This is a genomic window from Streptosporangium sp. NPDC049248 (genome assembly GCF_040678965.1).
GTDB classification, from domain to species: domain Bacteria; phylum Actinomycetota; class Actinomycetes; order Streptosporangiales; family Streptosporangiaceae; genus Streptosporangium; species Streptosporangium fukuiense.
In genome coordinates, this window is sequence record NZ_JBFAQY010000035.1 from 61,390 (window position 1) to 75,108 (window position 13,719).

At 68.7% G+C, this 13,719-nt stretch carries 13 protein-coding genes; 2 read left to right on the forward strand and 11 right to left on the reverse strand.

Annotated features, from left to right (window positions below):
- Positions 1 to 729, reverse strand: coding sequence for an MBL fold metallo-hydrolase (locus tag AB0K21_RS39370; protein WP_343965096.1), 729 nt, complete (start codon positions 727 to 729; stop codon positions 1 to 3).
- 147 nt (positions 730 to 876) lie between these two features.
- On the opposite strand from AB0K21_RS39370, the gene AB0K21_RS39375 reads away from it, so the two are divergent.
- Together AB0K21_RS39375 and AB0K21_RS39380 are read left to right on the forward strand one after the other, a co-directional pair.
- Positions 877 to 1,740 (forward strand): peptidylprolyl isomerase, encoded by an 864-nt coding sequence (locus tag AB0K21_RS39375; protein ID WP_343965098.1) that lies wholly within the window; start codon positions 877 to 879, stop codon positions 1,738 to 1,740.
- 59 nt (positions 1,741 to 1,799) lie between these two features.
- Positions 1,800 to 3,029, forward strand: coding sequence for a DUF349 domain-containing protein (locus AB0K21_RS39380; RefSeq protein WP_343965100.1), 1,230 nt, complete (start codon positions 1,800 to 1,802; stop codon positions 3,027 to 3,029).
- A 148-nt stretch (positions 3,030 to 3,177) separates the two neighbouring features.
- Here the strand turns inward: AB0K21_RS39380 and AB0K21_RS39385 are convergent, their stop codons facing one another.
- The 10 genes from AB0K21_RS39385 to pdxT form a co-directional block, all read right to left on the reverse strand.
- The gene (locus AB0K21_RS39385; protein ID WP_343965102.1) at positions 3,178 to 5,373 is read right to left on the reverse strand and encodes a bifunctional (p)ppGpp synthetase/guanosine-3',5'-bis(diphosphate) 3'-pyrophosphohydrolase; all 2,196 of its coding nucleotides are present in this window, start codon (positions 5,371 to 5,373) and stop codon (positions 3,178 to 3,180) included.
- 237 nt (positions 5,374 to 5,610) lie between these two features.
- The gene (locus AB0K21_RS39390) at positions 5,611 to 6,129 is read right to left on the reverse strand and encodes an adenine phosphoribosyltransferase (protein WP_343965104.1); all 519 of its coding nucleotides are present in this window, start codon (positions 6,127 to 6,129) and stop codon (positions 5,611 to 5,613) included.
- 79 nt (positions 6,130 to 6,208) lie between these two features.
- Positions 6,209 to 7,282: a protein translocase subunit SecF gene (secF, locus tag AB0K21_RS39395; protein WP_343965106.1), complete on the reverse strand. Its 1,074-nt coding sequence runs from the start codon at positions 7,280 to 7,282 to the stop codon at positions 6,209 to 6,211.
- Positions 7,282 to 9,042, reverse strand: coding sequence for a protein translocase subunit SecD (gene secD / locus AB0K21_RS39400; protein WP_343965108.1), 1,761 nt, complete (start codon positions 9,040 to 9,042; stop codon positions 7,282 to 7,284). The genes secF and secD overlap by 1 nt, the downstream gene beginning before the upstream one ends.
- 79 nt (positions 9,043 to 9,121) lie before the next feature.
- A complete protein-coding gene (gene yajC / locus AB0K21_RS39405) occupies positions 9,122 to 9,532 on the reverse strand; it encodes a preprotein translocase subunit YajC (protein ID WP_343965110.1) in 411 nt (136 codons plus the stop codon).
- 178 nt (positions 9,533 to 9,710) lie between these two features.
- Positions 9,711 to 10,769, reverse strand: a complete 1,059-nt coding sequence (gene ruvB, locus AB0K21_RS39410) for a Holliday junction branch migration DNA helicase RuvB (protein ID WP_364157435.1) — start codon at positions 10,767 to 10,769, stop codon at positions 9,711 to 9,713.
- A gap of 73 nt (positions 10,770 to 10,842) precedes the next feature.
- A complete protein-coding gene (ruvA, locus tag AB0K21_RS39415) occupies positions 10,843 to 11,463 on the reverse strand; it encodes a Holliday junction branch migration protein RuvA (RefSeq protein WP_364157438.1) in 621 nt (206 codons plus the stop codon).
- Positions 11,460 to 12,047: a crossover junction endodeoxyribonuclease RuvC gene (ruvC, locus tag AB0K21_RS39420; protein ID WP_037971696.1), complete on the reverse strand. Its 588-nt coding sequence runs from the start codon at positions 12,045 to 12,047 to the stop codon at positions 11,460 to 11,462. Before ruvC ends, ruvA begins: the two co-directional genes overlap by 4 nt.
- A gap of 160 nt (positions 12,048 to 12,207) precedes the next feature.
- The gene (locus AB0K21_RS39425) at positions 12,208 to 12,960 is read right to left on the reverse strand and encodes a YebC/PmpR family DNA-binding transcriptional regulator (RefSeq protein WP_326638806.1); all 753 of its coding nucleotides are present in this window, start codon (positions 12,958 to 12,960) and stop codon (positions 12,208 to 12,210) included.
- Positions 12,961 to 12,963: 3 nt separating this feature from the next.
- Positions 12,964 to 13,554: a pyridoxal 5'-phosphate synthase glutaminase subunit PdxT gene (pdxT, locus tag AB0K21_RS39430; RefSeq protein ID WP_343965118.1), complete on the reverse strand. Its 591-nt coding sequence runs from the start codon at positions 13,552 to 13,554 to the stop codon at positions 12,964 to 12,966.
- Positions 13,555 to 13,719: the final 165 nt, after the last annotated feature.

Below are 13,719 nucleotides of genomic sequence, written 5' to 3' on the forward strand. Positions count from 1 at the left end.
CTAAAGTCCCCTGCCGGGGCCGCGGTCGTGCCTGAGACCCGCGGGGCCTGCGCCCGCGGCCTGCTCCGCCTCCGCGAGATACGGGTTGGTGGCACGCTCTTGGCCGATCGTGGTCTGTGGTCCGTGGCCGGGCAGCACCACCGTGTCCGCCGGCAGCGGCAGGCACTTGGCCGCCAGGCTGCGCAGGATGGTCGGGTAGTCGCCGCCTGGAAGATCTGTGCGGCCGATGGAGCCGGCGAAGAGCAGGTCGCCCGAGAACAGCACGTCGGGGATCTCCTCGGTGCTGGGCAACCTGAAGGTCACCGACCCCCTGGTATGGCCGGGGGTGTGGTCGACGGTGAGCTCCAGGCCCGCCAGCCGCAGCACCTCGCCGTCCGCGAGCTCGCGCACGTCGTCCGGCTCGGTGAAGGTCAGTCCCCCGAACAGCTGCTGTTTCGCGGACAGCGACATCCCCTTGCCGGGATCGGACAGCAGCTCGCGGTCTTCGGGATGGATCCACGCGGGGACGTCACGCGCGCCGCAGACCGGGGCCACCGACCACATGTGGTCGAGGTGCCCGTGGGTGACCAGCACCGCGACCGGTTTGAGCCGGTGCTCGCGCAGCAGGTCATCGAGGTCGCCGACGGCGTTCTGGCCGGGATCGACGACCACGCACTCCTCGCCCGCGGCGGGAGCGACGACGTAACAGTTGGTCTGGAAGGACCCTGCGGGAAAGCCGGCGATGAGCATCTGCCTCAGCTGATCTCGTCAAGAATGCGGATGGGAATGTAACCGAAGGGTACCGGTGCGGGTCGGCGGGCTGCGAACCATTACCCATTGGCCGATACGATTCGCCCACCTCATTAAGTACGACTCGGCACTCGGGAGGGCGAAGCGGTGAGCGGCAGGGAGCGCCAGAAGCAGTTGGCGCGCGAGCACTACGAGCGGCAGATGAAGCGACGCGTCGAACGTGAGGCCAAGGTCGCCAGGGCCAAGCGCATCGCACTCATCGGCACCAGTGTGGTCGGTGTGCTGGCTGTGGCGGGTGTGATCGTCGCGACCAGCGTGTTCGGGGGTTCCGACACGACGGCGACCGCCGATCCGGCGCCCTCGGGGAACCCCTCGGAGACGGCCTCCGCGGCCGGCACGCAGCCGACGGCCTTCGACGCGGCCAGCGGAACCTGCGGCTACGTCGCCTCGGAAGGCGGCACGACCAAGAACGTGGGCCTGCCTCCGGCGAAGGTCGACAAGACTCCCACGACGATGACCCTGAAGACCAACCAGGGCGACATCGTCATCGAGGTGTCGGCAGACAAGACTCCGTGCACCGTCAACTCCTTCGCCTTCCTGGCGCAGAAGAAGTACTTTGACGGTTCCAAGTGTCACCGGCTGGGCTCCGACCAGTTCCCGATGTTGCAGTGCGGCGACCCGCTGGCCAAGGCCGACGGCAAGAACCCCACCGACGGTCAGGGTGGCCCCGGCTACCGCTTCGTCAACGAGAACCTGGAGGGCGCCAAGTACACCCGCGGCGTCGTGGCCATGGCCAACAGCGGTCCCGACACCAACGGCAGCCAGTTCTTCCTCGTGTACGGCGACGCCCCGCTGACGCCGGACTACACCCCCTTCGGTACGGTCACCAAGGGCCTGGAGATCCTCGACAAGGTGAACAAGGCGGGCGTCATCACTCCGGGGCCTGACGGCACCGGGGCACCGAAGGAAACCCTCGAAATCAAAGACGTGACAATGTCCAGCAAGAGCTGACGTAATACATACAAGGGGCGGTAAGTCCCGAAAGGCTGATGAAAGTGCGGGAGGACACGGTGAGCACCGACCCGTGGGGCCGGGTAGACGACGACGGCACCGTCTACGTACGTACGGCTGAGGGAGAACGGGCCGTCGGGTCCTGGCAGGCCGGCGAACCGGAAGAGGCACTCGCCTACTTCCATCGCAAGTTCGACGAGCTGGCCGGGCAGGTCACCCTGCTCGAACAGCGGCTCCGCGGCACTGACCTGCCGCCCGCCCAGGCGGAGGCGACCATCGTCAAGCTCCGCGAGGCGATCACCGACGCGCACGCGGTCGGTGACCTCGACGCGCTGCTGAACCGCCTCAACACCCTCACGGAGCTGGTCGCCCAGCGCCGGGAGGAGGTCAAGGCCGCTCGTGACGTGGCCAGGGCCGAGGCCAAGGGCGTCAAGGAGCGGATCGTCGCCGAGGCCGAGCGCATCGCCGACGACACCACCCACTGGAAGACCGGTGGCGAGCGGCTGCGCCAGCTGATCGATGAGTGGAAGGCCGCCGAGCGCATCGACCGGGTGACCGAGGCGGCGCTGTGGAAGCGCCTGTCGGCGGCCCGCACGGCCTTCGCCAAGCGGCGCAAGGCCTATTTCGCCGGGCTGGACGAGCAGCGCGAGGGCGTGCGCTCCACCAAGGAGCGCATCGTGGCCGAGGCCGAGGCGCTGGCCTCGTCCACCGACTGGGGTGCCACCGCGTCTGCCTACCGCGAGCTGATGCAGGAGTGGAAGTCCGCCGGCCGGGCCTCCCGGGAGGTCGAGGACGAGCTCTGGGGCCGTTTCAAGGGCGCCCAGGACCAGTTCTTCCAGGCGCGTTCGGCCGTCTTCGCCGAGCGCGACGCCTCGCTGGCGGCCAACGCCGAGGCCAAGGAGCAACTCCTGACCGAGGCCGAGAAGATCCTCCCGGTCACCGACGTCCGTGCGGCCAGGAACGCCCTGCGCGGCATCCTGGAGCGCTGGGAGGCCGCGGGCCCGGTCCCACGCGAACAGCGCGACCGGCTGGAGGGCGGCCTGCGCAAGATCGACGACGCGGTCCGCAAGGCCGAGGAGGCGGAGTGGAAGCGCTCCAACCCCGAGGCGCGCGCCCGTGCCCAGAACACGGTCGACCAGCTGCGCAAGTCGATCGCGCAGTTGGAGGGCCGCCTGACCAAGGCCAGGGACGCGGGCAGGGACAAGGACGTCAAGGACGCCGAGGAGGCCCTGGCCGCCCGCCGTTCCTGGCTGGAGGAGGCCGAGCGCACGCTCGCCGAGTTCTCCTGACCCCTTCCGCGGGCGGCTGACGCGATCTGAAGGACCGACAGGGCCGCGGAGGGCTCCCATACCGGGGAGCCCTCCGCGGCCCTGTCGTTCGTGATGAGGCGTCGGCGCCGCCCCCGGCTCGGAGAGGGTCCGAGGGCGCGCCCGACGCTCAGGAACCGGCGCCGCTGACCCGGTAGACGTCGTAGACGCCCTGGATGTTGCGGACGGCCTTCAGGACGTGCCCCAGATGCTTGGGGTCGCCCATCTCGAAGGTGAACTTGCTGATCGCCACCCTGTCCCTGGACGTCGTCACCGACGCCGACAGGATGTTGACGTGCTGGTCGGAGAGCGTGCGGGTCACATCCGAGAGCAGGCGCGGCCGGTCGAGCGCCTCGACCTGCAGCGCGACCAGGAACACCGAGTCGTCCGCGGCGGACCAGGCGACCTCGACCAGGCGGTCGGGCTCGGACTTGAGCTGATCCATGTTGGGACAGTTGGTGCGGTGCACCGACACGCCATGCCCGCGGGTGACGAAACCGACGATCTCATCGCCCGGCACGGGAGTGCAGCATCGCGACAGGCGGACCCAGACGTCGGAGTCGCCCGCGACGACCACTCCGGCGCCGCCACTGCCCCGGGGACGACCGCGCAGCTTGGTCGGCACGGAGACCTCGGCGATGTCCTCTTCCGCGCCGTCCACTCCTCCGATGGAGGTCACGAGCTTCTGCACGACCGCCTGCGCGGCGATGTGGCCCTCTCCCACGGCCGCGTAGAGCGCGGAGACGTCCGGGTAGCGCAGCTCCCTGGCGAGGACCAGGAGGGACTCTCCGGACATCAGGCGCTGCAGCGGCAGGCCCTGCTTGCGCATGGCGCGGCCGATCGCCTCCTTGCCCGCCTCGATCGCGGTCTCGCGGCGCTCCTTGGAGAACCACTGCCGGATCTTGTTACGGGCCCGTCCCGACTTGACGAACTTCAGCCAGTCACGCGAGGGGCCCGCGTCGGGCGACTTGGAGGTGAAGATCTCCACTGTGTCACCGTTGCCCAGCCGCGACTCCAGGGGCACCAGGCGGCCGTTGACCCTGGCCCCGATGCAACGGTGCCCCACCTCGGTGTGCACGGCGTAGGCGAAGTCGACGGGCGTCGCGTTCTCGGGCAGGGCGATGACCTGGCCTCGGGGCGTGAAGACGTAGACCTCCGAGACCGACAGGTCGAACCTGAGCGACTCCAGGAACTCTCCCGGATCGGCGGTCTCCTTCTGCCAGTCGAGGAGCTGCCGCAGCCACGCCATGTCGCTGGCGGGCTTCAACTTCGCCCCCGGAGGACCGGAGGTGGTCATGTCCTCCTTGTACTTCCAGTGCGCCGCCACACCGTACTCGGCCCTGTGGTGCATCCCGTGGGTGCGGATCTGCAGCTCCACCGGCTTGCCCTCCGGGCCGATGACCGTGGTGTGCAACGACTGGTACATGTTGAACTTGGGCATCGCGATGTAGTCCTTGAACCGGCCGGGCACCGGATTCCATCGCGCGTGAATCGTTCCGAGCGCCGCGTAGCAGTCGCGGACCGTGTCGACCAGCACCCGGATGCCGACCAGGTCGTAGATGTCGTCGAAGGCGACGTCCCTGGCGATCATCTTCTGGTAGACGGAGTAGTAGTGCTTGGGACGGCCCTTGACGGCCGCGCGGATCTTGGCGTCGCGCAGGTCGCCGGAGACCTTCTCGATGACCTCCTGCAGGAACAGGTCCCTGCGCGGGGCCCGTTCCGAGACCATCCGGGCGATCTCGTCGTAGCGCTTGGGGTAGAGCATGGCGAACGCGAGGTCCTCCAGCTCCCACTTGATGGTGTTCATGCCCAGCCGGTGGGCGAGCGGCGCGAAGATCTCCAGCGTCTCGCGGGACTTCTGGTGCCGCTTGTGCTCGGGCAGGTAGCGCATGGTGCGCATGTTGTGCAGCCGGTCGGCGAGCTTGATCACCAACACCCGGATGTCCCGGGACATCGCCACGACCATCTTGCGTACGGTCTCGGCCTCGGCCGCGGCGCCGAACTTGACCTTGTCGAGCTTGGTGACGCCGTCGACCAGCAGCGCGATGTTGTCGCCGAAGTCCGAGCGCAGCTCGTCCAGGCCGTACGCGGTGTCCTCGACGGTGTCGTGCAGCAGCGCGGCGCACAGCGTCTCGTCGTCGGTGCCGAGCTCGGCCAGGATCGTCGCCACCGCCAGCGGGTGGGTGATGTACGGGTCACCGCTTTTGCGCTTCTGGTCGCGGTGGTGATAGGCCGCCACGTCGTAGGCGCGCTCGATGAGCCGCAGATCCGCCTTCGGATGGGTGGCGCGGACCGTGCGGAACAGCGGCTCCAGAACCGGATTCATGCCGCCACCCCATTGCCCCCCAAAACGTGCGAGCCTTCGCCTTACCGCCGGCTTCTCCTCGGCGGCTCCGGACATGGCGGAACCGGCGTCGCCTGCTGGGACGGCCATCTCGGGACCGCCACCGTTGGCGGTCGTGTCGGGGACGACCACATCACGGGGCACTCAGACTCCTCACGTTCGAGTCCAGATCCCTCAGTGTATCCAGACGGGGTTGTGTGCTTTTGTCCGCGGGGTCGATCAAACGACGACGAGAGCGTGCAACTCGACGTCCGTCAGGCGCTCGCGACCCTTGAGGAAGGCCAGCTCCATGAGCACGGCGAGGCCGACGACCTCGGCGCCCGCCTCGCGGACCAGCTCCACCGCCGCGCGCGCCGTTCCTCCCGTGGCGAGCACGTCGTCGACGATGAGAACGCGCTCTCCGGGGATGAAGGCGTCCCGGTGAACCTCGATGATGGCGGAGCCGTACTCCAGATCGTAGGACGCCTCAAGCGTCTCAGCGGGCAGTTTGCCTTTCTTCCGTACCGGGACGAAGCCCGCGCCCGCCTGGCAGGCGACCGGGGCGGCCAGGATGAACCCCCGCGCCTCGATTCCAACGATCTTGTCCACCTCGTACAGCCCGGCCAGCGCCCTGGTCACCGCGGCGAACGCCACCGGGTCGGCGAGCAGCGGGGTGATGTCCTTGAACATCACCCCGGGCTGCGGGTAGTCGGGCACGTCACGGATGCGATCGAGGATCAGCCTGCTCAGCTCGGTCATGGTCGGCACTCCTTGGGGAGGGGGAAGGAAAACGCCTCCGCCCCCTGGGCAGGGAGCGGAGGCGCGAACTGCTCGGAGCTTACTTCTTCTTGCGTTTGTCGCCGCCGGCCGCGGCCCCGTTGGCCACGTTGGCGGTCCCGTTGACGGTCCCGTTGGACGCTCCGGCGGTGACCGGCTGACGCGTCGTCCTGCCCCCGGAGCCACCCCCGTGGGCGGCGAGCCTGCGGGCGATCGCCTGGTAGCGCGGCTCGCGCTCCTTCAGCGTGACCAGCAGTGGCGTCGCGACGCACAGCGAGGAGTAGGTTCCGACGATCATGCCGACGAACAGGGCCAGCGACAGGTCCTTCAGGGTACCGGCGCCGAACAGCGTGGTGCCGATGAAGAGGATCGCCGCGACCGGCAGGATCGCCACCAGGGTGGTGTTCAGCGACCGGATCAGCGTGTGGTTCAGCGCGTTGTTGGCGGCCTCGGTGTAGGTCATCTTGGAGGTCGTGCCGAGCTTGGCGGTGACCTCCTTGATCATGTCGAAGACGACCACGGCGTCGTACAGCGAGTACCCGAGGATGGTCAGGAAGCCCAGCAGGGTCGCCGGGGTGACCTCGAAGCCGGACCAGGCGTAGACACCGGCGGTGATCACCAGGTCGTGCAGCAGCGCCACGACGGCCGACAGCGCCATCTTCCACTCGAAGGCCATCGTCAGGTACAGGATGATCGCCAGCATGAAGACGATCAGTCCGATGACGGCCTTGTTGGCCACCTGGCCGCCCCACGAGGCACCGATCACCTGCAGGTTGACCTCGTTCTGCGGCAGCTTGAACTCGCTCGCCACCGCCTTCTGGACCGCGGTGACCTGCTCTGCCGGGAGGCTCTCCGTGGTGACCCGCCAGCCGTTCTGGGTCGTCTGCGCGATGACCTGGTGCACACCGGCATCGGTGAACGTGCCGCGCACCTGCTCGATGTTGACGGACGCCGGGGCCTTGAAGGAGAAGACGGACCCGCCCTTGAACTCCACGCCCAGGTTGAGGCCGTTGAAGACCAGACCGGCGATGGAGATCACCAGCAGGATTACAGAGAGGCTGTACCAAAGCTTCCTGCGGCCGACGAAGTCGACGTTGACCTCGCCCCGGTACAGCCGGCGCGCGATGCCGGACATCAGGCCTCCTGCGGAGCGGACTTGGGAGCGGTGACGGTCTCGCTCATGCGCTCGGCGTCGAGACCGGAGAGCTTGTGCCCCTTGGCGAAGAACTTCAGCCTCGCCAGCATCGCGACGAACGGCTTGGTGAACATGAACACCACCGCGATGTCGATGAGCGTGGTCAGGCCCATCGCGAAGGCGAACCCGGCCACACCGCCGACCGCCAGGAAGTAGAGCACCACGGCGGCGATGAACATGACGGCGTCCGCGATGAGGATCGTCCGCCGGGCCCGGACCCAGGCGACCTCGATCGCCGTGCGCAGCGAACGGCGGCCTTCCTTCATCTCGTCACGGATACGTTCGAAGTAGACGATGAACGAGTCGGCGGTGATACCGATCGAGACGATCAGACCGATGATGTGCGGCAGCGAGAGGCGGAAGCCGGCGAACGCGCCGAGCAGCACCACCGACTGGTAGGTAACGATCGTCGCCACCAGGAGGCTCAGCACCGAGACGACGCCCAGGCCCCGGTAGTAGAGCATCGAGTAGATCACGACCAGCAGCAGGCCGATCGCGCCAGCGATGAGGCCGCCGCGCAGTTGGTCGGCGCCCAGGGTGGAGGAGACCTCGTCGATGGAGCTCTTCTCGAACTTCAGCGGAAGTGCGCCGTACTTGAGCTGGTTGGCCAGCTCGTCGGCGCTCACCTGGGTGAAGTTGCCGGAGATCTGCGCACGGCCGCCGGTGATCGGCTCCTGGATGACGGGCGCGGAGATGACCATGCCGTCGAGGACCATGGCGATCTGGTTGCGGGGGGCCTGCGAGTTGAAGGCGGTGGTGGTGACCTTCGACCACTGGTCGGGGCCCTGGCCCTTGAAGGAGAGCTGGACGAGCCACTCGCCGGTGGTCTGGTCGACGCCCGAGGACGCGCTGTCGATCGAGGTGCCGGTCACGGCCGCCTTGTCGAGGATGAACTTGGTGCTGCCGTCGGTGCTGCAGCCCACGTACTGCTTGTCCGGCGCGTCCTGAGCCCCTCGGTTCGTCTGCTTGGCGCAGTCGAGCGTCTGGAACTCCTTGAGGGCCGCCGGGTCGATCCCGGTGGGGTCGACGCCCGCCATGGGATCGTCGGCCGCCGTCGGCGGGGCTGTCGGCGGGGCCGTCGGCGCGGCGCTGCCGTTACCCGGCTTGGAAGACTGGTCGCCGGGTTGAGCAGGCTCCGTAGAGGACTCGGAGCCGGCTCCCGGGCTTGGCTTGAGCAGCCCCGACGACAGGGCGCGCCCGGCGGGCGAGGTGTTCGTGTCGGGGGCGGCCGTCGCGGACGGCTTCGGCGCCGCGGAGTCGGTGGGCCTGGGCGCCCTGGTCCCCTTGCCCCCGGAGGTGGTGGGCGAGGGAGACGGCGTCGGCGCCTGGGTAGCCAGCTCTCCGGGGGGCGGAGGCGATCCGGCCCCGATCGCCAGCACCTGGCGGAACCGCAGTTCCGCAGTGGTGCCGACCAGCTTGACGACTTCCTCCTGGCCAACTCCGGGGACGGAGATGACGATGTTGTCACCGGACTTGGCGACCTCGGCGTCGGAGATGCCGCTGCCGTTCACCCGCTCGCGGATGATGTTCACCGCCAGGTCGAGACTCTCCTGGGAGGGAGCGCTTCCGTTCGGGGTGATGGGCTGCAGCGTCACTGTCGTGCCGCCGGCGAGGTCGAGGCCATATTCCGGGGTGTACGCCTTGTTGAGGAGCATCACCCCTCCCATGGCGAGAATGATCGCCAGAAGCAGCAGGAGCATGCGCCCCGGTTTGCTCTGGCCGCTGGTCGGTCGGGCCACTGGTCGACTTTCGGTTATAGGGGATTGGTGGTGAACCTACTCACAGTTTCTTGCTCGCCGAGTCGCGCTCTTCGCTCTGCTGCTCGGCGGTCTCCGCGACGTCGTGGTCGGCGGGCTTGACATCCTCCTCCACATCGTCGACGGGAACCAGGACGCGGCCGATCGCCGCCTTCACCCAGCGGGTCTCCACGCCGGGGGCGATCTCCAGGATCACGTCGTCGGCGTCGATGGCCACCACGGTCCCGAAAAGACCCGTCGTGGTCATGACACCGGTGCCCGGCGCGAGGCTGTTCTGCATCTTGACCTGCTCCTGCTGCCGCTTACGCTGCGGCCGGATCAGCAGGAAGTAGAAAACCACGACCATGAGAGCGATCATGATCAGACTTGAATAGCTGCCGCCCACAGGGCCGCTCCTTCTCTTGAGAATGACCGGCGTGAAACCGGACGTCATATACGACCATGCCGCTCAGCACGTCAGCCTACACAGCCAGCCAAGGCTCGGAGTTTAGGCGAGTTGTTAGAAGCACGGCAACGAAGTCACGATTCGGCACGCAGGGAAGTTCCCATTTCGATACAGTTGTCATCTATCTGTGATCAACCTTGTACGTCTCCCCTACCGATGCACAACGCTAGATTTGCTCGGCATCATCCCCAAGATCGATGAGAAGCGAGGCACCGAAGGCGTCCGGCGGGGGCACCAGCCCCAGATGGGTCCAGGCCGCGGCGGTCGCGACCCGGCCACGGGGGGTGCGGGCCAGCAGGCCCTGCCGCACCAGGAACGGCTCGGCGACCACCTCGACCGTCTCCGGCTCCTCCCCCACCGCGACCGCCAGCGTCGACAGCCCCACCGGGCCACCGCCGAACTTGCGCAGCAGCGCTCCGAGCACCGCCCGGTCGAGCCTGTCGAGCCCCTCGGCGTCGACCTCGTAGAGGTTGAGCGCGGCGGAGGCGACGTCCCTGGTGATGACGCCTTCCGCGCGCACCTCGGCGAAGTCGCGGACCCTGCGCAGCAGGCGGTTGGCGATACGGGGCGTACCCCGCGAGCGGCCGGCGATCTCGGTGGCGGCGTCGTCCGGCAGCGTCACGCCCAGCAGGCGCGAGGAGCGGTGCAGCACCTCCTCCAGTTCGGCGACCCCGTAGAAGTCCATGTGCGCGACGAAGCCGAAGCGGTCACGCAGCGGCGCGGGAAGCATGCCGGCCCTGGTGGTGGCCCCGACCAGGGTGAACGGGGCGATCTCCAGCGGGATCGCGGTCGCCCCCGGCCCCTTGCCCACCACGATGTCGACGCGGAAGTCCTCCATCGCCAGATAGAGCATCTCCTCGGCGGGCCTGGCCATGCGGTGGATCTCGTCGATGAACAGGACCTCGCCCTCCGAGAGGGTCGACAGGATCGCCGCGAGGTCACCGGCCCGCTCGAGCGCGGGCCCCGAGGTGATCCGGAGCGGCACGGAGAGCTCGGTCGCAATGATCATGGAGAGGGTCGTCTTGCCCAGCCCGGGACCGCCGCTCATCAGCACGTGGTCCGGCGGCCGGTTGCGCCGCAGCGCGCTCTGCAGCACCAGGGACAACTGCTCGCGCACCCGTGCCTGGCCGATGAACTCATCGAGCCGCTTGGGCCGCAGCGCCGCCTCGATGTTCCTCTCGTCGCCCTCGGCGTCCGGCGACACCAGATCCCGTTCGGAACTCACGCCGTCCCACCTCCGCTCACCGTACGGCGGAGGCGCCCGCGCTCCGGCCGCCGCGCCTTCGCCGTCGAGCCTCTCATCGCGTGCTCAGCGCGCTGAGTGCCGCCTTGAGCAGCGCCGCCACCTGCGGGGTGCGGCCCTCGGCCAGTTCGGCCTCGGCCCGGGGCTCGACGGCGGCGACCGCCTCGTCCGCGTCCCGTACCGAGTAACCCAGGCCGACCAGGCCGGAGTGGACCTGATCGCGCCAGACGGGCGCGGCGGCGCGGCCGTTGAGCGCGGCGTTGACCGCCTCCTCGGGCGTGCCGAGCTTGCCCTTGAGATCGACGATGATCCGCTGGGCGCCTTTCGGGCCCACCCCGGGGACCCTGGTCAGCGCCTTGACGTCGGCGGTGGCCACGGCCACCCTGAGCGCGTTGGGGGTGTGCACGGCCAGCATCGCCAGGGCGACCTTGGGGCCGACCCCGTTGGCCGTCTGCAGCATCTCGAAGATCCCGCGCTCGTCGTCGGTGGCGAAGCCGAACAGCGTCAGCGACTCCTCGCGGACCACCAGCGAGGTGGCCAGCCGGGCCTCCTCGCCTGTTCTGAGCGTCGCCAGCGTGCCCGGCGTGCAGTGCACGAGCACTCCCACCCCGCCCACCTCGACGACCGCCCCGTCGGGGGCGATCACGGTCACCTGTCCTCGCACCGAGGCGATCACTTCGTGGTTCCTCTCGGGTATCCGGCCCTGCCCCGGCCGCGGAAGTAGGCCGCGGCGGTCGTGCCGGGGCCGCTCGCGGCCTTCGCCGCGGCCTCGGCCAGCCTGCTCTGGGCTCCGCCCCGCCACACGTGGCAGATCGCGAGGGCGAGCGCGTCGGCGGCGTCGGCGGGCTTGGGCATGGCGTCCAGCCGCAGCAGCCGGGTCACCATCGTGCCGACCTGCTGCTTGTCGGCCGTGCCGCTGCCGGTGATCGCCGCCTTGACCTCGGACGGCGTGTGCAGGGCGACCGGCAGCCCCCTGCGGGAGGCGCACAGGATCGCCACGGCGGAGGCCTGCGCGGTGCCCATCACCGTCCTGAGGTTGTGCTGGGCGAAGACCCGTTCCACGGCCACCGCGTCGGGTTCGAGCTCGTCGAGCCACTGCTCTATGCCGGCCTCGATCGCCACCAGCCGGGCGCCGATCTCGTCGTCGGCGGGGGTTCGGACCACCCCGACCTTGACCAGGCTCAGCGGCGCGCCCGGTCTCCCCTCGACGGCGCCGAGCCCGCATCGGGTAAGCCCGGGATCGACCCCCATGACCCGCAGTTCGGGCAATCGCACCGGCACGCCTCCGCTCACCGAACACCTGTTCGGTGCCAGACTCTACCGCCTGGGAGCACGTCGCGCACGGCCCTCGCGGGGCCCGCGGGAAGTGTCAGCGGCGGTCACCGCCCGGAGTTCCGCGACGGGAACGCCGAGCGCGAGATCACGCGTCGAGCTTCTCCATGACCTCGTCGGAGACGTCGAAGTTGGCCCAGACGTTCTGCACGTCGTCACTGTCCTCAAGGGCGTCGATCAGCCTGAAGACCTTGCGGGCGCCGTCCTCGTCGAGCGGGACGTTCATCGTCGGCATGAAGCCGGACTCGGCCGAGTCGTAGTCGATCCCGGCCTCCTGCAGGGCCTTGCGGACCGGCACGAGGTCGGTGGCCTCGGAGACGACCTCGAACTGGTCCCCCAGGTCGTTGACCTCCTCGGCGCCCGCGTCGAGGACCGCGGTCAGCACGTCGTCCTCACCCAGCTCGCCCTTGGGGACGAGCACGACGCCCTTGCGGTTGAACATGTAGGACACCGAACCCGGGTCGGCCAGCGAACCGCCGTTGCGGGTCAGCGCGACACGGACCTCGGAGGCCGCCCGGTTGCGGTTGTCGGTGAGGCACTCGATCAGCACCGCGACGCCGCCGGGGGCGTAGCCCTCGTACATGATGGTCTGCCAGTCGGCGCCACCGGCCTCCAGGCCGCCACCGCGCTTGCGGGCGCGCTCGATGTTGTCGATCGGAACCGAGCTCTTGCGCGCCTTGGTGATGGCGTCGTACAGCGTCGGGTTGCCGTCCGGATCGGGGCCGCCCGTCCGTGCCGCGACCTCGATGTTCTTGATGAGCTTGGCGAACAGCTTGCCGCGCTTGGAGTCAAGCGCCGCCTTCTTGTGCTTCGTCGTCGCCCATTTGGAGTGGCCGGACATCCCCTAGAGCTCCCTCACCATCTCAGCGAAATATGAATGCACACCAACATCCCCGGTAATCTCCGGGTGGAAGGATGTGGCGAGCAGCGGTCCTTGACGGACCGCGACGATCCTATCTCCAGGTTCGGCCAACGCCAGCACTTCGACCCCCGAACCCACGGATTCCACCCAGGGGGCGCGAATGAAGACCGCCCGCATGGCACCGCGGCCGGCGAAGTCGATGTCGGCCTCGAAGGAGTCGACCTGGCGGCCGAAGGCGTTGCGCCGGACGACCATGTCGATGCCGCCGATCGTCTGCTGGCCCTCGATGCCGCCCTCGATCCGGTCCGCCAGCATGATCATGCCGGCGCAGGAGCCATAGGCGGGCATACCCGCCTTGATCCGCATCCGGAGCGGTTCGAGCAGTTCAAAGGTCTCGGCGAGCTTCCACATCGTGGTGGACTCGCCGCCCGGGATGACGAGGCCGTCGACCGCCTCCAGCTCGTGGGGGCGCCGTACCGCGACCGCTCTGGCGCCCACGGCCTCCAGCGCGCGCACGTGCTCACGCACGTCGCCTTGGAGCGCGAACACGCCGATCGTGGGGACGATGGTCACCAATGGTCCTTCCCCTGGAAATGAAACAGCCTTTTTAGGGTATGGCCACCTCCCAGATCACCCCAAACTGGTTCATAGCCAGCCTTGGGCCTTCCTGGCCGGCCCTTCTACCGCCAGAGAGGCGGCCTCCGTCAAGGAGGCCGCCTCTCCGCCGGTTTCCCTGGG